The organism is Nesterenkonia muleiensis (assembly GCF_003600155.1).
Lineage (GTDB): Bacteria > Actinomycetota > Actinomycetes > Actinomycetales > Micrococcaceae > Nesterenkonia > Nesterenkonia muleiensis.
On sequence record NZ_QWLD01000048.1, the window covers coordinates 26,224 to 48,512 of the forward strand.

General features: G+C 63.4%; 20 protein-coding genes and 2 pseudogenes. 12 read left to right on the plus strand and 10 right to left on the minus strand.

Going from position 1 to position 22,289, the window contains the following annotated elements; genetic code table 11:
• Window positions 1–26: 26 nt before the first annotated feature.
• Window positions 27–1,667 (minus strand): flavin-containing monooxygenase, encoded by a 1,641-nt coding sequence (locus DVO78_RS14305; protein ID WP_120005745.1) that lies wholly within the window; start codon window positions 1,665–1,667, stop codon window positions 27–29.
• Between the two features lie 243 nt (window positions 1,668–1,910).
• On the opposite strand from DVO78_RS14305, the gene DVO78_RS14310 reads away from it, so the two are divergent.
• The 4 genes from DVO78_RS14310 to DVO78_RS14325 all read left to right on the plus strand — a co-directional run bounded on the left by DVO78_RS14310 (window position 1,911) and on the right by DVO78_RS14325 (window position 6,825).
• A complete protein-coding gene (locus DVO78_RS14310) occupies window positions 1,911–3,536 on the plus strand; it encodes a helix-turn-helix domain-containing protein (RefSeq protein ID WP_120005747.1) in 1,626 nt (541 codons plus the stop codon).
• A 91-nt stretch (window positions 3,537–3,627) separates the two neighbouring features.
• Window positions 3,628–4,623: a LysR substrate-binding domain-containing protein gene (locus DVO78_RS14315; RefSeq protein ID WP_238385324.1), complete on the plus strand. Its 996-nt coding sequence runs from the start codon at window positions 3,628–3,630 to the stop codon at window positions 4,621–4,623.
• Between the two features lie 136 nt (window positions 4,624–4,759).
• The gene (locus DVO78_RS14320; RefSeq protein ID WP_120005749.1) at window positions 4,760–5,971 is read left to right on the plus strand and encodes a thiolase family protein; all 1,212 of its coding nucleotides are present in this window, start codon (window positions 4,760–4,762) and stop codon (window positions 5,969–5,971) included.
• Complete coding sequence (locus tag DVO78_RS14325) at window positions 5,971–6,825, plus strand: enoyl-CoA hydratase/isomerase family protein (RefSeq protein ID WP_120005751.1); 855 nt, start codon at window positions 5,971–5,973, stop codon at window positions 6,823–6,825. The genes DVO78_RS14320 and DVO78_RS14325 overlap by 1 nt, the downstream gene beginning before the upstream one ends.
• 191 nt (window positions 6,826–7,016) lie before the next feature.
• Here DVO78_RS14325 and DVO78_RS14330 read toward each other — a convergent pair whose 3' ends face one another.
• Window positions 7,017–8,066 (minus strand): 2,3-butanediol dehydrogenase, encoded by a 1,050-nt coding sequence (locus DVO78_RS14330; protein ID WP_120005753.1) that lies wholly within the window; start codon window positions 8,064–8,066, stop codon window positions 7,017–7,019.
• 263 nt (window positions 8,067–8,329) lie between these two features.
• Entirely contained in the window at window positions 8,330–9,238 is a 909-nt protein-coding gene (locus tag DVO78_RS14335; RefSeq protein WP_238385325.1) for a DMT family transporter, read from the minus strand.
• Window positions 9,239–9,634: 396 nt separating this feature from the next.
• Here DVO78_RS14335 and DVO78_RS14340 point away from each other — a divergent pair, with 396 nt between their 5' ends.
• Window positions 9,635–10,330, plus strand: coding sequence for a HipA domain-containing protein (locus DVO78_RS14340; protein ID WP_120005755.1), 696 nt, complete (start codon window positions 9,635–9,637; stop codon window positions 10,328–10,330).
• 76 nt (window positions 10,331–10,406) lie between these two features.
• On the opposite strand, the gene DVO78_RS14345 is transcribed toward DVO78_RS14340, so the two are convergent.
• On the minus strand, window positions 10,407–10,997 hold the full coding sequence (locus tag DVO78_RS14345; protein ID WP_157984061.1) for a M23 family metallopeptidase: 591 nt from the start codon (window positions 10,995–10,997) through the stop codon (window positions 10,407–10,409).
• Window positions 10,998–11,486: 489 nt separating this feature from the next.
• On the opposite strand from DVO78_RS14345, the gene rpsB reads away from it, so the two are divergent.
• The 6 genes from rpsB to DVO78_RS14375 all read left to right on the plus strand — a co-directional run bounded on the left by rpsB (window position 11,487) and on the right by DVO78_RS14375 (window position 16,641).
• Window positions 11,487–12,425, plus strand: coding sequence for a 30S ribosomal protein S2 (rpsB, locus tag DVO78_RS14350; RefSeq protein WP_120005759.1), 939 nt, complete (start codon window positions 11,487–11,489; stop codon window positions 12,423–12,425).
• Window positions 12,426–12,527: 102 nt separating this feature from the next.
• Window positions 12,528–13,373, plus strand: a complete 846-nt coding sequence (tsf, locus tag DVO78_RS14355; RefSeq protein WP_120005761.1) for a translation elongation factor Ts — start codon at window positions 12,528–12,530, stop codon at window positions 13,371–13,373.
• Between the two features lie 300 nt (window positions 13,374–13,673).
• Window positions 13,674–14,393: a UMP kinase gene (gene pyrH, locus DVO78_RS14360; RefSeq protein ID WP_120005763.1), complete on the plus strand. Its 720-nt coding sequence runs from the start codon at window positions 13,674–13,676 to the stop codon at window positions 14,391–14,393.
• Window positions 14,394–14,547: 154 nt separating this feature from the next.
• Window positions 14,548–15,105, plus strand: coding sequence for a ribosome recycling factor (frr, locus tag DVO78_RS14365; protein WP_120005764.1), 558 nt, complete (start codon window positions 14,548–14,550; stop codon window positions 15,103–15,105).
• A 4-nt stretch (window positions 15,106–15,109) separates the two neighbouring features.
• On the plus strand, window positions 15,110–16,078 hold the full coding sequence (locus DVO78_RS14370; protein ID WP_238385326.1) for a phosphatidate cytidylyltransferase: 969 nt from the start codon (window positions 15,110–15,112) through the stop codon (window positions 16,076–16,078).
• Window positions 16,079–16,080: 2 nt separating this feature from the next.
• Window positions 16,081–16,641: a DivIVA domain-containing protein gene (locus DVO78_RS14375; RefSeq protein WP_120005768.1), complete on the plus strand. Its 561-nt coding sequence runs from the start codon at window positions 16,081–16,083 to the stop codon at window positions 16,639–16,641.
• Here DVO78_RS14375 and DVO78_RS14380 read toward each other — a convergent pair.
• The 3 genes and pseudogenes from DVO78_RS14380 to DVO78_RS18475 form a co-directional block, all read right to left on the minus strand.
• Window positions 16,630–16,962: a putative quinol monooxygenase gene (locus tag DVO78_RS14380; protein ID WP_120005769.1), complete on the minus strand. Its 333-nt coding sequence runs from the start codon at window positions 16,960–16,962 to the stop codon at window positions 16,630–16,632. The two genes, DVO78_RS14375 and DVO78_RS14380, sit on opposite strands and share 12 nt — an antisense overlap.
• 121 nt (window positions 16,963–17,083) lie before the next feature.
• The gene (locus DVO78_RS17675) at window positions 17,084–17,305 is read right to left on the minus strand and encodes a hypothetical protein (RefSeq protein ID WP_162301598.1); all 222 of its coding nucleotides are present in this window, start codon (window positions 17,303–17,305) and stop codon (window positions 17,084–17,086) included.
• Window positions 17,215–18,302 (minus strand): annotated as a pseudogene (locus tag DVO78_RS18475) (MFS transporter). The gene DVO78_RS17675 and the pseudogene DVO78_RS18475 overlap by 91 nt, the downstream one beginning before the upstream one ends.
• A 420-nt stretch (window positions 18,303–18,722) precedes the next feature.
• On the opposite strand from DVO78_RS18475, the gene DVO78_RS14395 reads away from it, so the two are divergent.
• Entirely contained in the window at window positions 18,723–19,163 is a 441-nt protein-coding gene (locus DVO78_RS14395) for a winged helix-turn-helix transcriptional regulator (protein WP_238385327.1), read from the plus strand.
• Here DVO78_RS14395 and DVO78_RS14400 read toward each other — a convergent pair.
• The 3 genes and pseudogenes from DVO78_RS14400 to DVO78_RS14410 form a co-directional block, all read right to left on the minus strand.
• Window positions 19,121–20,136 (minus strand): annotated as a pseudogene (locus DVO78_RS14400) (Gfo/Idh/MocA family protein). The gene DVO78_RS14395 and the pseudogene DVO78_RS14400 sit on opposite strands and share 43 nt — an antisense overlap.
• Before the next feature lie 107 nt (window positions 20,137–20,243).
• Complete coding sequence (locus DVO78_RS14405) at window positions 20,244–21,878, minus strand: solute symporter family protein (RefSeq protein WP_120005775.1); 1,635 nt, start codon at window positions 21,876–21,878, stop codon at window positions 20,244–20,246.
• A complete protein-coding gene (locus DVO78_RS14410) occupies window positions 21,875–22,279 on the minus strand; it encodes a DUF485 domain-containing protein (RefSeq protein WP_120005777.1) in 405 nt (134 codons plus the stop codon). Before DVO78_RS14410 ends, DVO78_RS14405 begins: the two co-directional genes overlap by 4 nt.
• Window positions 22,280–22,289: the final 10 nt, after the last annotated feature.

Genomic DNA, 22,289 nt, shown 5'->3' on the forward strand with positions numbered 1-22,289 from the left:
TCTGTCGGGGCGTATGCGGCTTGGCGTCACACAGCGGATGAGGTGAGCTCCTGCTTGTGGGCCGATCCGTCCGAGGACTGGATCAGGTGGGGGTAGCCGGCCTTCTTCTCTTCGGCCAGCAGCTCCCGCATGCTGGCCAACCCGCCCAGGTAGAACAGCACGCTGGGCTTCTTGCCGGGAATGTTGGCGCCGAAGATCCAGGAGTCCACCCGGCCGAAGAGCGAGTCCTTGGCCAGCTCCTGGCAGTGCTCACTCCAGTCGGCTTCTGCCTCAGCGGTGGGCTCGATGGTCGCAATACCGTTTTGGCGCGCATGAGCGATGAGATCCGAGATCCACCCCACCTGCACTTCGATGGCTGAGGGCAGGTTGCAGAACGGACCCTTCGGGCCCAAGACCATGAACCAATTCGGAAAGCCCGGAGTGGTCATGCCTAAGTAGCTGGTCGGGTTGTCCTTCCATGCCTCATTGATGTGCACACCGTTGCGGCCGGTGAGATCCATCCGGCGATAGTTGCCGTCCACGGCGTCGAAGCCGGTGGCGAAGACGATCACATCGTACTCGCGATGGGTGCCGTCGGAGGTGCGGATGCCGGTGGGGGTGATCTCCTCGATCGGCGTGTCTGAAATATTGACAGCTTCCACATGCGGCAGGTTGAAGGTGTTGTAGTAGCCGTTGTCGCACAGCGGCCGGCGGGCGTGCAGGCCCGAGGGCATCACTTTCTTAGCGGTCTCCGGATCCTTGATGATCTCGTTGACTCGGTCCTGCACGAATTTTCCCGCCACCTTGTTCGCCTCCTCGTCGGTGGCGAGGTCACCGAAGGTGGAGAACATGAAGCGGAATCCTCCGCCTTCGTTCCATGCCTCGGTGAAGATCTGCTCCCGCTGCTCTTCGGTGTGGTCCCACAGGGAGCGGCTTACCTCGTCGATGCCAAAACCCAGGGCCGAACCGAAGACCTCGTCACGGATCGCCTCGAAGTTCGCGTGCTGCTCCTGGACCTCGCCTTCGCGCACGGGGCGAAGGCCCACCGGCACCGAGTGCTGCGGGGTGCGCACGTGCACGCCGAGGCTTGCCACCTGCGGACCCAGTGCGGTGACCACCTGCTGGCCGGTGGAGCCGGTGCCGATGACTGCCACACGCTTGCCGGTGACGTCCAGCTCTTCCGGCCATTGGGCAGTGTGCACCAGATCGCCCTCAAAGGTATCGCGGCCGGGGATCTCTGGAAGGTTCACGGCGGCGAGCAGTCCCACGGCGTTGATGACATAGGTGGCCCGTATCACCTCGTTGCTGTCTGTGGTCAGCTCCCACTGATTCGTCGCGTCGTCGTAGTGCGAAGCGGTGATTCCTGTGCCGAAGTGAAAGTGCTGGCGCAGGGCGAACCGATCGACGACTCCTTCCAAGTAGGCGAGGATCTCCGGTTGGGTCAGGTAGTTGTTCTCCCAGGTGGTGTCCTGGTACAGCTCCTTGTCGAAGAAGTACTGGTACACGTAGCTCTCAGAGTCCGACAGCGCTCCTGGGTAGCGGTTCCAGTACCACGTGCCGCCGGGACCGTGGGCGCGGTCAAAGCCGATGACATTGAGTCCTTGCTCGTTGGCGAGCTTGTGCATGGCGTAGATGCCGCCGAAACCGGCTCCGATGACGACGGCGTCGACTTTCTTGTGCGTGTCCATGGAGTTCCTCCTGTGATTCTGTGACTGCGGCCGCAGATCCCTGTGATCCGCACCACCTTGATGAACTACGGTAGGAAGTGATTCACGTCACCGGGTGTTCCACTTTGGTACAGAGCCACCACTTCTGGGGACTGTTTCATATTCGGCATCAGCCGCAGCTATTGCCGGCAACAATGCCGGAGAAGGGAAGACATCGGTGCATCGGAACGCCATCATGGATGAGACGAGGAAGTGAGGAGAGTCATGGTGAGCCGAGGCGGTCACTCAGACCCTGTGCGTGCTGCGCTGCGCAGGCTCATAGACCATGGTTTGACCGCTGATCTGGACATCGACCAGGTGGTGCCCGCGGAGATTCAGAGCAGTTGGCGGCGTTCCATAGCCTCCAAGGTCGATCCAGCCGGGGAGCCCAGGGTGGAGGACTTCGGCGCCAGAGAAGAGCTGATAAGCCAGGTTGCCGCTCGAGTGATGGACCGCTGGTACAGTTCATTGACCAACACCAGGGCCACTTTGCTGCTGGGCAATGCTGAGGGGCGGATAGTCTGGCGAAGGACCATCGACGCCCGTGATCACCTGACCCTTGATCGCGTGGGAGCGGTTGAAGGAGGTGACTTCTCCGAGTCTGCTTCAGGAACCAACGGGCTGGGAACCTCCATAGAGGCGCGGTCGCCCATCTTGGTTCGCGGCGGTCAGCATTTCCTGGAGTCGCTGCGCAATGTGGCCTGCGCAGCTGCCCCGGTCATTCACCCGCTGACCGGACGGATAGTGGGCTCAGTGTCACTGACTGTCGCCGCAGAGCAGGCCAATGACTATATGGTCGCTGTGGCCCGCCAGGCCAGCCGCGAGATCGCCGATGTTCTGCTCCACGGCTCTGACAGTGAGGATATGGCCCTTGCGCTAGCTTTCAGGAAGGCCCGGTCGCATCGACGCGGCGTGCTGGTCATGAACCGAGACGCCATCATGTCCGACCTACCTGCCCTTTCGCGGATCGACACCGAGACCCATGCCCAGATTTGGGATCAGCTGGTGGGACGTCTGGGGGGTGGTGAGCAGCGTCGCATCAACCTTCCCGAAGTGGGGCTGGCCGGATTGGTCACCAACATCGGAACGAACTCCGAGCCGGTGCTTGAACTCCGCACCACGGCTGTGGAGACCCCACCGCAACAGCGCACAGCAGCTTCGAAGGATCGCGTCGAGGCGGGGACAGCGCGGGGGACGCCGGCGCCGCCACAGGATGCCGATGATGCCGTCCGTTCTTGGTGGGAAGCGATGAATCAGGTGGCGCAGCAGGTGCCTCAGCCCCTGGCTGTGGGGGTGCCGCCAGGGTCCGACGGGCAACAGTGGGTCAGGAGGTGGTCGCAGGCGTCGGGACAGCCTGGACGGGCGGTTGTCACCGCAGCCTCTCCTCGGGAAGGGGCCCCGCACGAGGCGCGTGGCGCTCCGGCTTTCCCGCCGTTGCGTCGGCGGCGTTCAGGTCTGGCAACTCTGGTCAAGTCCTGCTACCAGGGTAAGGGTCCGGCGCCCCGATTCAGCTCTGAGGCCTTCCGCGCATTGCTCGCCTGGAGCTGGCCCGGCGACGTGGCAGAGCTGGCAGAGTTGGTCAACGGCCTTTCCCGCCGCAGCACGGGGGCGTGGCTGGTCGAGGCCACTGACCTGCCCCCGCATTTCCTGGCCCTGCCGAGGCGGGAGCTGACTCGCTGGGAACAGGCGGAGCGTGACTCGATGCTGGAGGCGCTGGCCGAAGCCGAAGGCAACAAATCAGATGCCGCCGCGCTTCTGGGAATCGGCCGGACCACCTTGTACCGAAAGCTCCGATCGTTGTCCATCGACCAGGATCAGATCGATGCCCTGGTGAAGAGACCGCTTGGTTAGACGCGTTCGTTGTGCGCGCCGGTGCCCTCCCGATAGCATCCTCGGTAATGGGCCTTACTAGGGTCCGTCATCTCTGGGCGAGGAGTTTCAGGTGCAAGGACGCAAAGGCCTGGTGCACGTGGCCCAAGCCGAGGCCTTCCTGGCAGTGGCCGAAGAGCTTCATTTCGGGCGTGCCGCAGCTCGGCTCCATATCGGTCAGCCGCCCTTGAGCAGGCTCATCAAACAGCTGGAGAAGGATGTGGGTGCCGAACTGTTCGAGCGCAGCACACGGCACGTCGAACTCACGCACGCTGGCCGGGCCCTGGTGGAGCCGGCGCAGGGGCTTCTTCGCGCAGCGGAACAGGCGCATCAGGCAGTGCTGGATGCGCAGTCCGGCGAACGGGGGCGGGTGCGTATCGGTTTCGCCGGTACTTCTGTGCACCGCGCAATGGGCGAGCTTGCCCGGCAGGTCCGGCTCAGCAGCCCGGATCTTCGCCTGGACTTCCATGGGTCACAGTTCTCCCATCTGGGGATGGAGCGGGTACTTGACGGATCGTTGGACCTGGCCATCGGGCGCTGGGACTTCATTCCCCATGAGATGGATTCGAGAGTCCTCCGGCTCGAGGAGGTTCTTGTCGCTATGCCTGCCGGTCACCGACTCGCCACCCAGGACTCTGTCCGTATGCATGATCTGGCTGCTGACCCCTGGATCTCCCTGCCCAGCGGGTTCGGCTCCGCCTTGCCCAACCGGCTCACCCAGCTGGCCATGCAGGCTGGATTCGTTCCGCGCATCACCCAGACCGCCCCTGACTCATGGACGTTGGTTGTCCTGGTGGGCGCGGGCATGGGATGTGCCATCACCCTGGATTCAGTCCGGGACAATGTGACAGCCGACGGTGCCATCTTTAAGCCCGTTGACGGCCACAATCCGCCTTTGGAGGTCCGAGCTATCTGGCATCGGAGCAATCGCAATCCCGGACTAGAGACCGTCATCAGGGCTGCGGGAATGGTGCTGCGCGAACCCAGTCCGGAAAGCGCGGAGTCCGGCGAAGGCAGGAGGCGCCGTAGTGCATCGGCGGACAGAGAGTCCAGGGGAGCGACTCGCTGACCCCCGATTTATGCCCATGAATCATCAATAGGGGGTTGATTGGTATTGGACCAGCCTGTCATGAGTTGGCACCATGATGATTGTCGCCTCATTCCGGCGATGACCCTCAGTCTGTAATCTGGAGGTTGGACAGCTCATGAGTGAATCGTTCCTCGTCGGAGGCACACGCACCCCGGTCGGACGCTACGGTGGGGCCCTTTCCGCTATGCGCCCCGACGATTTGGCCGCCCTGGTGGTCAAACAGGTGGTGACTGATGCCGGACTCGACCCGTCCGTTGTCGATGAGGTGATTCTGGGCAATGCCAACGGCGCCGGTGAGGAGAACCGCAACGTTGCCCGTATGGCCTGGATGCTGGCCGGTTTCCCGGAGACCGTGCCGGGTGTAACCGTGAACCGTCTGTGCGCCTCGGGCATGAGTGCGGTGGCGATGGCATCCCATATGGTCAAGGCCGGCGCTGCGGACATCGTGGTGGCCGGCGGCGTGGAGTCTATGTCACGGGCTCCATGGGCAATGGAGAAGCCCGCATCCGCTTTCTCCCGTCCCGGTGAGGTCTTCGACACCTCGATCGGGTGGCGCTTCGTCAACCCCGCATTCCGAGACGCCGAGCACTTCGGCGACAAATTCCTGTTCTCGATGCCCGAGACGGCCGAAGAGCTTGCAGAGGTCCACGGAATCAGCCGTGAAGACGCCGATGCGTTTGCCGTGGCCTCTCACGAGCGAGCGCTGGGTGCGATGCGAAACGGGCGGTTTTCCGAGGAGATCACTCCGGTCACTGTGCACGGCCGCAAGGGCGCTACAACAGTGGTGGATACCGATGAGGGCCCCCGCGAGGGGACGACCGCAGAGGTGCTGGACCAGTTGCGGTCTGTCGTCAAGCCCGAGGGAGTGGTCACGGCAGGCAACTCCTCGTCCCTGAACGACGGAGCCTCCGCGGTACTGGTGGTCTCAGAGGCCGCGGCAGAGAAGTATGGCCTGAGCGTTCGTGCTCGCATCGCCGGCACTGCCACCGCCGGTGTTGCACCGCACATCATGGGCATCGGCCCGGTGCCTGCCACCCAGAAGGTGCTGGAGCGGGCCCGTTGGTCGCTCAGTGACCTGGGCGCCGTCGAGCTCAATGAGGCCTTCGCCACTCAGTCGCTGGCCTGCATCCGCGGCCTCGGGCTGGACAGCGGGACCGTCAACAATGATGGTGGCGCCATTGCTCTGGGTCATCCGCTCGGGTCCACCGGCTCGCGAATCATCGTCACTCTGCTGGGCCGGATGGAGCGAGAGGGCGCGGACCGGGGCCTGGCCACCATGTGCGTCGGGGTGGGCCAGGGTATGTCTACGCTGCTGGAGAGGGTCTGATGGTGGAGAGAGGTCCTGAGACGACTGCCGATGAAGAGCACTTCCCGGGGCTGAGTGAGGTGACCGAAGGGTTCATCGCTCTTCGCGTGACCACCGACGCTGATCGGCCAGACCGGGTATGCGCCCTGATGAACCGGCCGGAGGTGCGTAATGCCATCGACCAGACAATGGTCTCTGAGTTCCACGACCTGTGTGGCTGGCTGGAGCACCATCCCCGCCTGCTGATCATGACCGGCACTGAGGTGGAGAATCCGAAGACCGGCAAGAGGCAGGGAATCTTCGCCTCTGGTGCCGATATTGAGCAACTTCGTGAGCGTCGTCGCGACGACGCGCTTCGTGGAGTCAACTCGCAGGCCTTCGATCGCATCCACCGCCTCCCGATGCCGGTGATTGCCGCGATTGACGGTTACGCCTTGGGTGGCGGGGCCGAACTGGCCTATGCCGCCGATTTTCGCCTGGCCACCACGAAGCTGAAGCTTGGTCAGCCTGAAACGGGCTTGGGGATCACCGCTGCCGCGGGTGCGATGTGGCGACTCAAGGAGCTCGTCGGAGAGCCGGTAGCACTGGAGCTACTGCTGGCTGGACGCATCCTGGACGCTGAGGAGGCATTGCAACTGCGTCTGGTCACCGAGCTGCACGAGCCGGAGGACCTGCTGACCGCGGCCCATGCGCTGGCCGATCGAATCGCGGAGCAGGACCCGCTGGCTGTACGCCTCACTAAGCAGGTCTTCCATATGCCGCGCGAGGCCCACCCCCACGTGGAGGGTCTGGCGCAGGCAATTCTCTTTGAGTCTGAGGCCAAGTTCGACCGCATGCAAGCCTTCCTCGACCGAAGGAACGCTGCCAAGAGATGAGCGGTTTTTCTGGGTGCCGAGGAGTCTCTTTGTCCAGGTGCGGCCTCGGCACCCACTCCCATGGGTGCTCAGACCAGAACCATGCCGCTGCCTGCTCCGATGATGAGGATCCGTTGACCGTAGACCCGTCCTTGTGCTGCCATAGTCCCTCCTTCTGGGATGCCGTCTGCTCTTCTGCTGGACGGTGACGGTCAGCGAGCTGGGTCTAACAGGAGCTTCATCTTCTGCCCTGCTCGCAGCGGTTCGAATCCGTCCTGCACGACGGTGCTGAGGGGGATGTCTTCCACCCAGCCGTCGGTCTTGTAGTGCCCCTGGGCCATCAGCTCGATCACCGCGGCATAGTCCTCTGCGGTATAGCAGATGGTGCCCTGGATGCGCCGTTCCCGGAGAACCAGGTTGATCAATGGGGTGGACAGAGGTTTCTCATAGATTGCCACGCTGACCAGGGTTCTCCGCTCGCCGAGACTTTCCAGAGCGGATTCGATCGCGGGAGCGACCCCTGCGGCGTCGAAGGCGGCATCAGCGCCGCGGCCGGAGGTTTGCTCGGCAATCACTTCTGGGACGTTCACCGCCGTTGGGTCCAAAGTCCTGGCACCAAGGGCCTCGATGGAGGCCCGGCGTGCCGCAGAGGGCTCAACCACGTCGATCTCGGTGAGACCCATCCCCCGCAGCGCGAACCACAAGCCGATGCCTATCGGCCCGGCGCCGTAGATCACCGCTGAACCCTGGTCAGTGATGCCGCTGAGGGTGGCTGCGTGGTAGGCCACGGCCATGGGTTCCACTAGTGCTCCCATCTCCAGCGGGACACTGTCAGGAAGCGGGTGCAGCTGTGACTGCGGCACCACGGTGTACTCGGCCATGGCGCCGTCAGCCATGAGGCCGTGGAAGCCGATGTCATTGCAGAGGTTGTAGTTGCCGGTGGTACACGGACGGCAGTGCCCGCAGCGGTAGATGGGCTCGATGGCCACGCGGTCACCCTCCTGCACAGCAGTCACTCCTGAGCCGAGCTCGACGACCGTGCCGGAGAACTCATGGCCCAGCACCAGCGGCATGCTCCTGCCGGTCAGCGGATGCTGCCCTTTGGACGGAATGAAGATTGGGCCGTCGAAGTACTCGTGCAGGTCGGTGCCGCAGATCCCGTTGCGACTGACCTTGATCTTCACCTCGCCGGCCCCAGGGCTGGGCTCGGGCAGATCTTCGATCCTGACTGTTTCTCGGTCGTGGTACACGGCAGCGCGCATGGTGCCTCCTGGTTATCTCCACAGCAGTGGGCCGGACCGGCAGTGCCAGACTGAGCCATCCCGCCAGCTGCTTGTGAGGTGAATCACTGACATGTCCCAGTCTGGATGAGATGGGGAGCAGTGCCTGTTCCGATCTGAAACACCCTGCCGGACGTCTCGGTCACGCGCTGCACTGATTCTGCTCGGGCCTAGATGCCCCGAATGATGTGTGATCTGGGATCCGTCGGCTGATCGGCTGGTCCATCATGCTGGGTGCTGTGGTGTCATGCGCATCTTCCTGCTGGATTTCTACGGCTCAAGATGATCCCGGCGATCACTACTGCTGCTCCTACGGGATGATTCCAAGCGACCCTTTCCCCAAGAATGACGGCGCCGAGGGCTACGCCGATGACTGGACTCAGATAGGTGACACTCGATGCCACAGTGGCCCCCCATCCGGCGACGATATTGGTATTCCAGATGTACGCCAGTCCTGTTCCGAAGATGCCCAACGCCATCATGCTGGCGACCACGGATGGGGACAGGGTGACACCACCCCAGTTCATGAAGGGAGCAGCGAAGAGCAGAAGCGCTGCCCCGATGGTGACCTGGATCGCCGCCACTGAGACGGCATCGACTCCCAGGGGAGAGACGAATTTTCTGAGGTATACGAACGCGACTCCGTAGCTCGCGGTAGCCAACAGGCACGCGAGCTGAGCAACCAGACTCGGACTGTTGAGGCTGTTCTCCAGCTGCCACGGAGCAAGGACCGTCATGAGCCCTGTGAGCCCGACTCCTATGCCCAGAAGTTGGAAGCGATGTGGACGCTCTGACCGGAGGGCTGCCAGCGTGATGAGCAGAGTCATGAGCGGAGTCGTCGCGTTGTAGATGCTGGCGAGTCCGGAAGGTATGTACTGCGTGGCCCATGCGAAAAGCGAGAACGGAATCACACACAAGAAGACGGACACCACGGAGATGTGAGCCCAAGTTCTTGGCTCCCTCGGGAGTCGCACCCTCAGGGCCAGGCAGAGGGCTAAGAGAGTTGCTGAGCCTAGTGTCATACGTACCACGACGACTTGTATGGGGGACAAACCATCGAGGCCGATCCTCATGAAGAGGAAACTTGATCCCCATGCCAAAGCCAAGGCGGCGAATTGAAAGGGCAACAAACGGGGGATGGTTCCGGTGGGCACTGAACGGATACTCCTGAATCATGGAGGATGGCGGCTGTGTCCTCGTTAGCCCATCGCATTCGGCGGAGAATCTCTGGCGGTTTTCAGACTTGTCCCTGAAACTGTCCATCACGTCAGGAACCACCCGGTCTTGTCGCACCGTTCCCCGCCTCCAATGCGCGAGGAGGCGATTACTCATCGAGGAGTAGGTCGTGCTGCCGCCCCTTCCAGCACCACCAAGTATTCGGAGATTCTGGATGCCGCCACGGCTGGTGATGGCCACCCACGGGCACATCTCACTGGCCGTTGACAGACGACGACGCCGGAGAGGCTCTCCACTCCATCCGCTGAGGGAACGGATCTCACCACCAGCGGGAACAGCAAGATCCGCGCCTCGGTGGCCTACCCCGAGCGGGCCTGTCGGTCGCCGAGACGGACTTCAGAGAGTTCGAGGACCAGTCCGCTCTGATTGTGAAGCAACACGATCGTGGCACGACGCCCAAGGGGCGACTGGTGCGCATCCATCAGGAAGACGTGTGTCAGGCGCTATCGGTTTTTCCCAAGGACAAGTACGAGTCCAGTGGGGGGCCTCGGGCAGCTGACATTGTCCGTCTGCTGCGCGAAACCTCCGGAGATCGTGGGGATCGCAATATCAAGCACTTCACGGACGGCCTGATTGCGAACTATCTCCTGGGTGCCCTCGATGCTCATGCGAAGAACTACGGGGTGATGCTCTCCGGTGATCAGGCGAGGCTGGCACCGCTCTACGACGTCGCCTCCGGTTATCCCTATGACTCATCGACGCAAACAGGGCTGAGGTTCGCGGCGATGAGGATCGGCAAAGAGTCACAGTTCGGAAAGATCGAACCTCGGCATTGGGAACGTTTCGCTGCTGAGACTGGTCTCGATCCGAAGGCGCTCTGCGCTCGGGTCTATGAGCTGGCCACGATTCTCCCTGACGCGGTCAGTGACACGATCCGAGCCGAGGCGCCTGCAGCCGATGAGTTGGGTCGGCGACTGCTCGACAAGCTTGCTTGGATGTGTGAGGTTGCGCAGAACTACTATCGGGACTTCGACGCGATTCTTCCTGCCAGCCCTGCAGTCGGCACGTAAGTGCCCGTCCCCTCCGCGGGAACCATCCTCTCCTGATGGATCAGGCACATGAACCCTGCGGCCTGAGTCGTCACGCTCACGGGTCACGCAGTGGCAGCAGTACTGAGGGTTCGAGTTCGCCGAGGAGCAGCAGGGGGTTGATGTAATCGCCGTGGAGGCGGACGCCCCAGTGGAGGCAGGGCTGGGCTGTGGCATTCTCGGCTGTGCAGTGGGGGCTGCCGTCGTCGTAGCTGCTCAGGGATGCGACGGTCTGGCCAGTACTGACCTGATCGCCGACCTCCATTTCGGATTCCACCGGTTCGAAGGAGCTGATGTAGCCTGCTCCGTGATCGATGGAGAGGACTTCACGGTCGACGACGACGCCGGAGAAGCTCACCACTCCATCAGCAGGGGAGCGAATGTCGCCGCCGGCCGGAGCCGCCAGGTCTATTCCGCGGTGACCTGGTGCCCACGGTGCCGGCGGAGCGGCGAAATCCTCCACCACTTGTCCCTCCGCCGGTCTCGCCCACACCGGGTGCCCGGCCCCAGCAGAGGCCGGAGGGACCCCGAACAGTGTCATCATCACCAGCAGCACCATCAGCAGCTGTCCCGGCCGCGGCCACCACAGCACAGGCTGTCCGGAGGCCGGAAAGGGTGTCGGCGCCGTCGTCATCTCTGCAGTGTCCATAGCACCAGGCTGGATGGCTCTGCCAGGACTTTGAGCAAACAGGCCCGGAATTGGGGAGTGCCCGGCGCGCCGCCGTGGTGGGCACTCAGTTGGGGAAAACTCTGCTCCCGCGCTAGACTGACCGAAGCAGTTTGACTGCGCGCGCCTTGAGGTGCCCGCAGAAAGGCTGACTACGCGCGTGGAAAGCTCGCCTGAGGTTGAGGCGGGGTGTTCCCTTCGGTCCATTCCAATCTGCTCTGACCAGCAGTGCTGTGTGTACGGGAACACCGGGCGAAAGCCTCTGCCCACGCTAGGAGCCCGGGAGAACCGGGCACGATGAAGGAGCGGACAAAGAGGCTCCGGCTTGCGCAGGCACGCTGGCGCCGGCTCCTTCAACGACTGCAACCGACAAAACAACACAGCCGGTGCTGCACAGTGTCAGATGGCCTCGCCTTCACGGGCGAAGCGACCTGACAGCTCGTGTTCAAAGCCCGGCACTGAAAGGACATCATGCCTGTCGTCACCATGCGCCAGCTGCTCGACTCCGGTGTGCACTTCGGTCACCAGACCCGCCGCTGGAACCCCAAGATGAAGCGCTACATCTTCACTGAGCGCAACGGCATCTACATCGTCGACCTTCAGCAGTCGCTGAGCTACATCGACCGTGCCTACGAGTTCATCAAGCAGACGGTCGCCCACGGCGGCTCGATTCTGTTCGTCGGCACCAAGAAGCAGGCCCAGGAGGCCATCTCCGAGCAGGCCACCCGCGTGGGCCAGCCCTATGTGAACCACCGCTGGCTCGGCGGCATGCTGACCAACTTCCAGACCGTCTCCAAGCGCGTGCAGCGCATGAAGGAGCTGGAAGAGATCGACTACGAGGACGTCGCAGGGTCCGGCCACACCAAGAAGGAACTGCTGCTGCTGCAGCGGGAGCTGGAGAAGCTCCAGGCCAACCTGGGCGGCATCCGCAATATGAACAAGACTCCTTCGGCAGTCTGGGTGGTGGATACCAACAAGGAGCACCTCGCTGTCGATGAGGCCCGCAAACTGGGCATTCCGATCATCGCCATCCTCGACACCAACTGCGACCCTGATGAGGTCAGCTACCCGATCCCTGGCAACGACGACGCCATCCGCTCGGTGGACCTGCTCACCCGCGTGGTCGCAGACGCCGTGGCTGACGGTCTGATCGCCCGCGAGGAGAAGCGCGGCGGTGGCTCCGGATCCGCTGCAGAGCCGATGGCCGAGTGGGAGCGCGAACTGCTGGAGAAGCACGCCGCCGAGCAGAACAGCGCAGCACAAGACAGTGCAGCGCAGAAGGTCGACGAGCAGCCGGCTCAGGCCTCGCCGAGCACTGAGAACGACGCCGCAGCCGAGTCAGAGACCGGCGAAGACGAGGTTCCCGTCAACGCTGACGCCGGCGAAGCGGTCGAGACCACCGACAGTTGAGCCAGCAGGGCCCCGCAAGATCCTGAGGATGTTGCGGGAAGCTCGTGAACGCTGATCCTAAAACATCCGACTGATCCTTAACTGAGAGGACACCAGACACCCATGGCGAATTACACCGCTGCCGACATCAAGGCGCTGCGTGAAAAGACCGGCGCCGGCATGATGGACGTGAAGAAGGCCCTCGACGAAGCCGACGGCAACGTCGAGAAGGCCATTGAGGCTATCCGCATCAAGGGCCTGAAGGGGGCCGCCAAGCGCGAAGGCCGCTCTGCTGCAGAGGGCATCGTGCTGGCGAAGGTGGTCGACGGCACCGCCGGCTACCTGCTCGAGGTCAACGCCGAGACCGACTTCGTCGCCAAGTCCGACAAGTTCGTCGGCCTGGCCGAGAGGATCATCGACGTGGCCGTGGCCAACCAGCTCGACTCGGTCGAGGCGCTGCTGGAGGCCGAGGTCGAAGGCAAGAAGGTCTCCGATTACGTGACTGAGGAAGGTGGTGCCATCCTCGGAGAGAAGATCGTGGTGCGTCGCCTGGCCAAGGTCACCGGCTCCTACGTGGACGCCTACCTGCACAAGACCTCCAAGGACCTGCCGGCTCAGGTCGGTGTGCTGGTGGCAGTCGACGCCGACACCGAAGAGGCCAAGACCGCAGCCCACGACGTGGCTGTTCACGCCGCTGCCTTCGCCCCGGCCTACCTCACCCGGGACGAGGTGCCGGCTGACACGGTGGCCAATGAGCGTCGCATCGCCGAGGAGACCGCACGGGCTGAGAACAAGCCCGAGCAGGCAATGCCGAAGATTGTGGAAGGCCGCACCAACGCGTACTTCAAGGAGCATGTCCTGGTGGACCAGCCCTTCGCCAAGGACCCCAAGCAGTCGGTGGCCAAGGTCCTGGAGACTGCCGGCACCACTGCGGTGGCCTTCGCCCGCTTCCGTGTGGGCAATCCCTGACCTGACCTGTCCAGCCGGCTCACGGCTCAACGGGCCTCAGAGTCAGCTGCAAAGGGTTAGACTTACCCCTAGCGTCTGACCGACAGCTTGAGGTGTGAAGGTCAGCGGAAGTTGACCGAGGGCCGGGGCGGCTTTGCCGTCCGGCTGAACGAGCGCAGAGGGGGTGACCATCCGGTTGAGATGGTCACCCCCTTTTCGTCTGCCTGCCACAGGCTGCATACTCTTGTTGGCCCGGCGCAGCGCTGCAGCGCTGCGCGAGACCTACAACGCTATGCCGCAGAGCACCGAGGAGAACATCTGATGACAGAGACAACACCCAGCAGGCGCCGTGTGCTGCTCAAGCTCTCCGGTGAGGTTTTCGGAGGGGGCGCGGTGGGCGTGGATCCTGCCACTGTGCGCGGAATCGCTGAGCAGATTGCTGCGGTGCGCGACCAGGTGGAGGTCTCCGTCGTCGTCGGCGGCGGCAACTTCTTCCGCGGCGCAGAACTGTCCAAGGCCGGTATGGACCGTGCCCGGGCCGACTATATCGGTATGCTCGGCACGGTGATGAATGCCCTGGCTCTTCAGGACTTCCTGGAACAGTCCGGGCAGCCGACTCGCGTTCAAACAGCGATCGGCATGGCGCAGGTGGCCGAGCCCTATATTCCTCTGCGGGCCATCAGGCACATGGAGAAGGGCCGGGTAGTGATCTTCGGCGCCGGGGCGGGTATGCCGTATTTCTCCACTGATACCGTCTGCGCCCAGCGGGCGCTGGAAGTTGGCGCAGACATGGTGCTGATGGGGAAGTCGGGGGTCGACGGGGTCTACTCCGCTGATCCGCGGAAGGACTCCAACGCCCAGAAGCTGGACCGGCTCACCTACACTGATGCCCTGCTGCGTAACATCCGGGTCATGGACCAGACCGCGATGACCATGTGCAACGACAACGGCTTGGATATGAGAGTCTTCGGCATGGAGGTCCAGGGCAACGTCACCCGTGCTCTTCTGGGGGAGGACATCGGCACCCTGGTCACGCCGTGAGCTGGTCCTGCACCTACTCGGTGTTTCTTCCAGGGAACCCCGATCTTAGGGTCCTCGCAGTCCGCTGGCCCTCACGCCTGAAAGCGAGTTCTCGGCGTCGTGCTTAACCGCCCGATAGACTGTGGGCCAAGACCCTAACGCGCAAGGAGAGACCGTGACTGAAGAGACCCTGCTCGAGGCTGAGGAGCAGATGCAGAAGACCGTGGAGGCCACGTCTGAGGACTTCGCCACTGTGCGCACCGGACGGGCCAACCCTTCCCTGTACTCCAAGGTGCTGGTGGACTACTACGGTGCCCCCACGCCCCTGCAGCAGTTGGCCTCCTTCAACACCCCGGACGCCCGCACCATCCTTATCACCCCCTACGACGTCTCCGCCATGCGGGACATCGAAAAGGCTCTCTCGGACTCAGAGGTCGGCGCCAACCCGTCGAATGACGGCAAGCAGATCCGCATCACCATGCCGGACCTGACTGAGGAGCGGCGCAAGGAGTACGTCAAGCTGGTCAAGTCCAAGGCTGAGGACCACAAAGTGTCGGTGCGCAATGCCCGTCGCAAGGCCAAGGACGCCATCGACAAGGCAGTCAAGGACGGCGAGATCGGCGAGGACGACGGCGATCGGGCGCTCAAAGAGCTCGACGGCCTGACCAAACAGCACACCGAGCGCATTGATGAGATGGCCAAGCGCAAAGAGGCAGAGCTGCTCGACGTCTGAGCTGATGATGACTTCCCAAGAGAGCGATCCAGCGCCCTCAGGCACCGGGACATCGGCGAGGGAAGAGCGCGAGCGCCTGTTGTCCGGCGTCGAACCCAGGGTTGACCCTGAGCCGAAGCAGCAGAGCAAGGCCGGGCGAAATCTGCCTGCGGCCATTGCCACTGGTGCGGTGCTGCTGGTTCCGGCTGTCTTCGGTATCTTCTGGTTCCAGCCCCTGCTGATCGCCGTGTGGATCGTGGTGCTGTGTATGGGGGTCTGGGAGGTGGCACGGGCCCTGGAAGCCCACCACACTGAGGATTCTCCGCGGCTGAGAATCCCCAAGATCCCGCTGTACTTGGGGGCTGCGGCGATGCCGGTGGCCGCTTACTGGGGTGGTGTGGAGGCGCTGACCCTGGCGCTGATGATCACCGGAGTCGCAGTGCTGATCGGTGCAGCGGCCTGGCGAGTGCCGGACCCTGGTCGCAGCATTGTCGCCTCACTTTTCGTGGCCTGCTGGGTGCCCTTTCTCATCTCCTTCGCGCTGCTTCTGCTCCAGGTGGATCAGGGCGAATGGCGCCTGGTCGTCGTCGTGCTGCTGGTGGTCTCCAATGACACCTTCGGGTACATCGCCGGTGTGCTCTTCGGCAAGCACCCGATGGCGCCCCAGATTTCGCCGAAGAAGTCCTGGGAAGGTTTCGCAGGGTCGCTGGCCGGTGCCGTTCTGGTCGGTGTGCTGGCCTCATGGCTGATCTTCGACGAGGAGTTCTACATCGGTGCTCTGTTGGCAGTTGCGGTGGTGATCAGCTCCACGGCCGGTGACTTCAGCGAGTCCATGGTCAAACGTGAGCTCGGCATCAAGGACATGTCCCGTGTGCTGCCCGGCCACGGCGGAGTGATGGACCGGCTTGACTCCCTGGTCTTCGCCATGCCTGCTGCCTATTTCTTGATCGTGGCGTTGACCGGTGACGTGGCAGGACTGCCGTTAGGCTTATAGCCATGGCTACCACTTCCGCACCGCTGTTCACTCTGCTGGAGGACAACCACCACGGCTATGACCGTGCCGAGGTTGACCACTTCATGGCCCGGGCTCGTGAGGCCTATGATTCCGGCCGCGGCATGCCACTGTCTGAGATTCGCGGGGCCAGCTTCTCGATGGGCCCGGGCGGATACGACCCCGCAGAGGTCGACTCGGCGCTGGACCGGCTTGAGGACGCCTTCGCCGGGGCGGAGCGGGACCGGTACATCGAACAGTACGGCGAGGACGCCTGGTATGAGCAGCTGCACCTGCGATCCCAGCCGCTGCGCAGCCGTATGGAGCGGCCCGATGCCCAGCGCTTCCGGGAGCCTGCGGGCGAGAGCAGCACCGGCTACCGCAAGAACGAGGTGGATCAGCTTTGCCGTCAGCTGGAGAAGTACCTTGACGGCGAGAACCCGATGAGCGTGGACGAGATACGGACGATCACCTTCTCCACCGGCACGAACTCCGAGGCCTACGACGAAGCCCAGGTCGACGCGTTCCTTGACAGGATGACTGAGATCATGGCCTCAGTGGGCTGAGGCTCCCTGGCCCTGTGCCTCATCGCGCAGCGGTGAACCGGAGATGTCGAACTGGAACCCGCCCAGCTCCCCGGAGAGCAGGGGCATCGCCTCAGCGATCGCTTCACGTACGCTGGGCAGCTGGAGTGATGACTTGTGTGCCTCAGCGGATTCCCACAGCTCTGTGATGAAGACGGTGTTGGGCTGATCCTCGTTGGTGCCCACCTCGTAAAGGAGACATCCGGCCGAAGTGAGTGCGAGATTCGGCCGGGTCAAGATAGCGACGACGGCGTCCCGCTGGCCTGGCTGTACACCCAATGTCCCGACATTCGCGAAAGTCATGAGTTCACGTTAACCCTCATTGGCAGTCTTGGAAAGTGCCCGGTTATCGGTCCGCAGAAGTCGATGATCTGCGTGTTCCAGACGGTGAGGAGCAACCCCAGCTCACGTGTTGAGTTCTGGGTCAAGGACTGTGGTGCCGGGACTCCTCTGCGGCCCTGGCCGCCGAGCCAGGGCCCAGCAGAGTCAGGGCGAGCACCGCGCCGATCGCGGCAACCCCGGCGACAACGATGAAAGCGACCCCGAATCCTTCGGTTAGCATTGCAGCCGAGGGTGCAACGGCTGCTTGCGCAGCGTAGCCGACCGCCACTGCTGCTGCCATTGCCGAACCCAGAGTGGTTCCCACGGCGAAGGAAGTCTCCTCAAGGCCAACGGCAAGCAAGCCCTGCGTGCATTTCGGCAACGCCGGTCAGCGCTGCGATCTGGCCCGCAACGAAGGCCGCGCCCATACCGACTCCGAAGATCAGCAAGCCCGTCAACAGAGCCTCCGTCATGGTGCCTCCGGGGGATACGCGGCTTAATAGCATGCAGGCGATCACCAATAGAATCAGGCCCCCGCTGGCAATAAGCCTGAATCCTGAGCGGCTGACCAGATGTTGTCCAGCCATCACTCCCAGGACAACGGCACCAGTCCCCTAAGATCAGTGCGCGAGAATCCATTCCACGTTCGGCGATGGGGAAAGTGCCAGCAGAAGCATGATCAGACCCCCGGTTGCGGAAGCCGCTCCGGGTAGGTCGAGCCGCCGCCTGCTCCGGGAACCTTCGGGCAGCAGGACCGGGCACAGGAACAGCACCAAATAAACAGGCCGGAACGTTGGTGAAGAAGATCCAGGCCCACCCGGCCCAGTCGGTGAGCACGCCACCCGGCAGTCCGACCGACGCTCCGGTCCCACCCAGTCCGCCCCAAATGCCCAGGGCCTTATTCCGATCCGGTCCATCGGGGAAGACGCTCATCAGAATCGAGAGACCCGCGGGGGTCATGACCGCAGCACCGAGCCCTTGCAGAACCCTGGCTGCGATCAGCATCCCGCTGGAGGGGCCAAGCCGCAGGCCAACGATGCAGCTGCGAACACCCCGACCGCTGCCATGAACACCCGGCGGCGTCCCAGGTGATCCGCCAGCCGCCCGCCCAGGAGGAGCAGGCCGCCGATCGCCACACCGTAGGCGGTGACCACCCACTGCACCTCAGCCGGGGCGAAGCCAAGATCGACGGCGATCACCGGCAGCGCGGCATACACGCTCGTAGAATCCAGCACCCCCATGAACATCGCCATGCACACCACGGCCAGGCACCACCACCGTCGCCGCTGCACTCCCGCATCAGTGTCTTCCCTGCCCGCCATCAGTCCCGGCGTCTTGAGCCGGCGAACCAGCGGGCCTTTTCGGCAGGATCCGACCAAGCGGCGAAGACGCGTTCGGGTCTCAGCGGGTTAGTCCTATTCAACGGTGAATGCCGCATGTGCGGGGGAGGTGGCGGTCTGCATGGGTTGGCTCCTTCGGGGTGGGGCGGGTCTCAGCGGTCTGTGGGGTGCGCCATGGTGGGTCAGGTGATGCGTGGGGTGTTCATCGTTGCCTCCCATTGACGACTGCTCCTTCACGCTGATTGCATTGTGCAATCGGTAAGCTTATCGAATCACAACTGGATGTAAACTGCAAGCAGTTTCTGTGGGATCGTCGAGAGGAGTTCTGTGATCGCGACGGATCAGCACCGTTCAGGCTGTCCCAGCAACCTTTCGCTGGAAGTGCTCGGTGACAGCTAGTCGTTGATCGTCATCCGAGACATCATGTTCGGAGACCGTAGGTATTACCGGCAGCTGCTCGGCGAATCAGAGGAAGGCATCGCCTCCAACATGCTCAGCGACCGCCTGAAACGGTTGGCCGAACGGGGACTGGTGACTAAACAGCAGGCCCCTACGCATCGGCAGTGGCAGCTCTACAGTCTCACCGAGCAGTCCATCCACCTGGTCCCGGTGATTGTGCAGTTGGGCACCTGGGGGCGGAAATTCCTTCCGGTGGGTCCTGAACTCAGCATCCGGGCCAAGATCCTGGAAGACGGCGGCCCGCAGCTCTGGGAGGACTTCATGGATGAGCTGCGCATCATTCACCTGGGTGCTGAGTGCGGCCCTGACCAGGAGTCGGTCATGGGCTGTCCGGAGCCGGCCTACAGGGAAGTGCGCGCCGAAAAGATCTCCTCGCCAGGGTAGACGACGCCTATCTGGCGGCGGATCTCATCCAAAGTGCCCATGATCTCCACCGAATCGTCCAGGGTGAGTAGCTCGCCGGAGAAGTTCCCTGCACTCACGTACTGTTCGGCGGCAATGGCCTGGAGATGCATGCCGCGGCCCTCGGCGTCTGCATTGTGCCGCTCCACGACGTCGCCGGCTGAGCTGTAGTGGGTGAACCCGGCGGAGGTGTACCAGATCCGGTCGATGTCGATCCGCCCTTCGGAGCCCACAATATGCGCAGTATTCGGGCCCGTTGCGCGGGAGGAGGCCAGGCTGGTGGAGACCGCTCCGGAGGCATGGGTCATCACCACGCCCACCTCGGTGTCCGCTCCGGTGCTGCCCAGCCGCCCGGAGGCCTTGACGTCCACCGGTCTGCCGAGGATGTCCCAGGCGAAGGAGACGGGGTACACACCCAGATCCAGCAACGCCCCTCCGCCGAGCTGCAGGGCATTGATCCGATGAGCGGGGTCCTCCCCGAACAGCTGCGTATGGTCCGCGAACAGGGCACGAACCTCACCGATGGCACCGGAGGCGATGATCTCGCGGATCCTTACCATATGCGGCAGGTACCGGGTCCACATCGCCTCAGTCACCAGCAGACCTTTGGCCATCGCCGTCTCACGCAGTATTTCGGCCTGGGCCCTGTTGAGGGTGAACGGCTTCTCCACCAGCGCATGCTTGCCGGCCTCCAACGCCATCAGGGTGTTCTCACAGTGCATGGGTGCGGAGTGGCGACATAGACGATGTCCACGGCGTCGTCGTTGACCAGTTCCTCATATGAGCCGTGGGCCTGGGGAATCCCGAACGTCTCAGCGAACTTCCTAGCAGAATCGGCTGAGCGGGATCCCACCGCGGTGACGTGGAGCCCGGCCAGCTGGGCGTCAGCGGTGAACTGCCGGGCTATCCAGCCGGTGGCCAGAATGCCCCAGCCCAACGGTCTGTGTTCTGTCATGCAGAGGAATCTATCAGGACGCAGCTGCGCAGGGCAGGCGGGGGTCTGTGCTCCCTGCCTGCCCTGCGCCAGGGGGCAGGTGCCCCATGGTCAGGCGGCGTGTCTGATCAGTGCCGGGTCGGTTCCTCCGCGCCCACACCGGTCAACGAGCGGATCTCCATCTCCGCCTGTTTGACCGGGTCCTCCGCGGTCTTGGCGGTCACCGAGCCCAGCCAACCCAGGAAGAACGCCAGCGGGATCGAGATCAGCCCTGGGTTGGTCAGCGGATAGATGTCCAGAGCGATGTTCGGGAAGAAGCTGGTGTCGCGCCCCCAGACCACCGGGGAGAAGGCGATCAGCACTATGGCAGAGCTCAGTCCGCCGTACATGGACCACAGCGCGCCACGGGTGGTGAAGCCCCTCCAGAACAAGGAGTAGAGGATCGTGGGCAGGTTGGCGCTGGCCGCGACGGCGAAAGCCAGCGCGACCAGGAAGGCGACGTTCTGCCCCTGGGCGCCGATGCCGCCGAGGATGGCGAGCACTCCGACCACGACCACGGTGATCTTGCCGGCTCGCATCTCGCCCTGAGAGTCGATGTTGCCCTTCTTGATGACCTGTCCCCAGATGTCGTGTGCGAAGCTGGCTGAGGCGGTGATGGTCAGCCCCGCCACCACGGCCAGGATCGTGGCGAATGCGACGGCGGCGATGACACCCAGCAGCAGAGTTCCGCCGAGTTCGTAGGCCAGCAGTGGGGCTGCCGCGTTCTGCCCGCCGGGTGCGGCCAGGATTGCGTCGTGGTCCAACAGTGCGGCGGCACCGTAGCCCAGCACCAGGGTGAACAGGTAAAAGGCGCCGATCAGACCGATCGCCACCACCACGGACTTCCGTGCGTCGCGGGCGGTGGGCACCGTGTAGAAGCGGATCAGCACATGGGGCAGCGCAGCAGTGCCCAGCACCAGCGCCACACCCAGAGAGATGAAGTCCAGCTGGGTCAGCAGACTGGCGCCGTACTGCATGCCGGGGGCCAGGACGGCCTCACCGTCAGGATGGTTGGCGGCGGCGGAGCCCAGCAGCTCGGAGAAGTTGAACCCGGAGAGGGCCAGCACCCACACCGACATCAGCAGGGAGCCGGCAATTAGCAGGGTGGCCTTGATGATCTGCACCCAGGTGGTGCCCTTCATGCCGCCGATGAAGACGTAGACGATCATCAGGGCGCCGACGACGGTGATCACCAGTGCCTGCCCGACCCGGCTGTCCACGCCGATCAGCAGTGAGACCAGTCCGCCTGCGCCGGCCATCTGCGCGAGCAGGTAGAACACGCAGACGAACAGTGTGGAGGTCGCGGCTGCGATGCGCACCGGCCGCTGCTTCAGCCGGAAGCTGAGCACGTCGGCCATGGTGAACTTTCCGGTGTTGCGCATCAGCTCCGCGACCAGCAGCAGGGCGATCAGCCATGCCACCAGGAAGCCGATGGAGTACAGGAAGCCGTCGTATCCGTAGATGGCGATGGCGCCGACCACACCCAGGAAAGACGCCGCGGAGAGATAGTCGCCGGCGATCGCTGTGCCGTTCTGGCCTCCGGAGAAGGAGCGGCCGCCGGCGTAGAAGTCGGCAGCGGTTTTGGTGTTGCGGGAGGCACGGATCACAAAGAACAGCGTCACCACCACGAACATCAAGAAGATGGCGATATTCGCCCAGGGGTTGCCGACGTCAGTGGTGAGGGTCTCCTGGTCGCCGGCCAGAATCGTTGCGTGGGTGCTCATCGTGTCGCCTCCTTTGCGGCGGGTGCCGCACCGGCGGGTGCCTGTGCGGTGTCCTGGGGGAGGCCGACGCCCTTGGCCTCCAGCTCATGGCGGATCACCGATGACTTCGGGTCCAGCCTCTTGTTGGTGAACCAGACATACAGGCCGGTGATGATGAAGGTGGTGACGAATTGAGAGAGCCCCAGCAGCAGTCCGACGTTGACGTTGCCGAAGACGCTGATCGCCATCAGGTCCGGCTGGAAGGCTGCGAAGAGCACGTAGGCCAGGTACCACAGCAGGAACAGCGCGGTCATGGGGAAGACGAAACTGCGGTGCGTGCGGCGCAGCTCTGCGAATTCAGGGCGCTGCTGCACCTGAACGTAGTCCACTGTGCCCCCTGCGGGGGCTGAGACATTGGTCATTGGTCCTCCT

Bases quoted from the DNA above. Each gene is read 5' to 3' on its own strand.
- DVO78_RS14305 (WP_120005745.1), bottom strand. From the start codon at position 1,667: ATGGACACGCACAAGAAAGTCGACGCCGTCGTCATCGGAGCCGGTTTC.
- DVO78_RS14330 (WP_120005753.1), bottom strand. From the start codon at position 8,066: ATGCGCGCTGCCGTGTACCACGACCGAGAAACAGTCAGGATCGAAGAT.
- DVO78_RS14405 (WP_120005775.1), bottom strand. From the start codon at position 21,878: ATGAGCACCCACGCAACGATTCTGGCCGGCGACCAGGAGACCCTCACC.
- DVO78_RS14320 (WP_120005749.1), top strand. From the start codon at position 4,760: ATGAGTGAATCGTTCCTCGTCGGAGGCACACGCACCCCGGTCGGACGC.
- rpsB (WP_120005759.1), top strand. From the start codon at position 11,487: ATGCCTGTCGTCACCATGCGCCAGCTGCTCGACTCCGGTGTGCACTTC.
- DVO78_RS14310 (WP_120005747.1), top strand. From the start codon at position 1,911: ATGGTGAGCCGAGGCGGTCACTCAGACCCTGTGCGTGCTGCGCTGCGC.
- DVO78_RS14345 (WP_157984061.1), bottom strand. From the start codon at position 10,997: ATGGACACTGCAGAGATGACGACGGCGCCGACACCCTTTCCGGCCTCC.
- DVO78_RS14410 (WP_120005777.1), bottom strand. From the start codon at position 22,279: ATGACCAATGTCTCAGCCCCCGCAGGGGGCACAGTGGACTACGTTCAG.
- pyrH (WP_120005763.1), top strand. From the start codon at position 13,674: ATGACAGAGACAACACCCAGCAGGCGCCGTGTGCTGCTCAAGCTCTCC.
- DVO78_RS14325 (WP_120005751.1), top strand. From the start codon at position 5,971: ATGGTGGAGAGAGGTCCTGAGACGACTGCCGATGAAGAGCACTTCCCG.
- DVO78_RS14375 (WP_120005768.1), top strand. From the start codon at position 16,081: ATGGCTACCACTTCCGCACCGCTGTTCACTCTGCTGGAGGACAACCAC.
- DVO78_RS14370 (WP_238385326.1), top strand. From the start codon at position 15,110: ATGATGACTTCCCAAGAGAGCGATCCAGCGCCCTCAGGCACCGGGACA.
- DVO78_RS14380 (WP_120005769.1), bottom strand. From the start codon at position 16,962: ATGACTTTCGCGAATGTCGGGACATTGGGTGTACAGCCAGGCCAGCGG.
- tsf (WP_120005761.1), top strand. From the start codon at position 12,528: ATGGCGAATTACACCGCTGCCGACATCAAGGCGCTGCGTGAAAAGACC.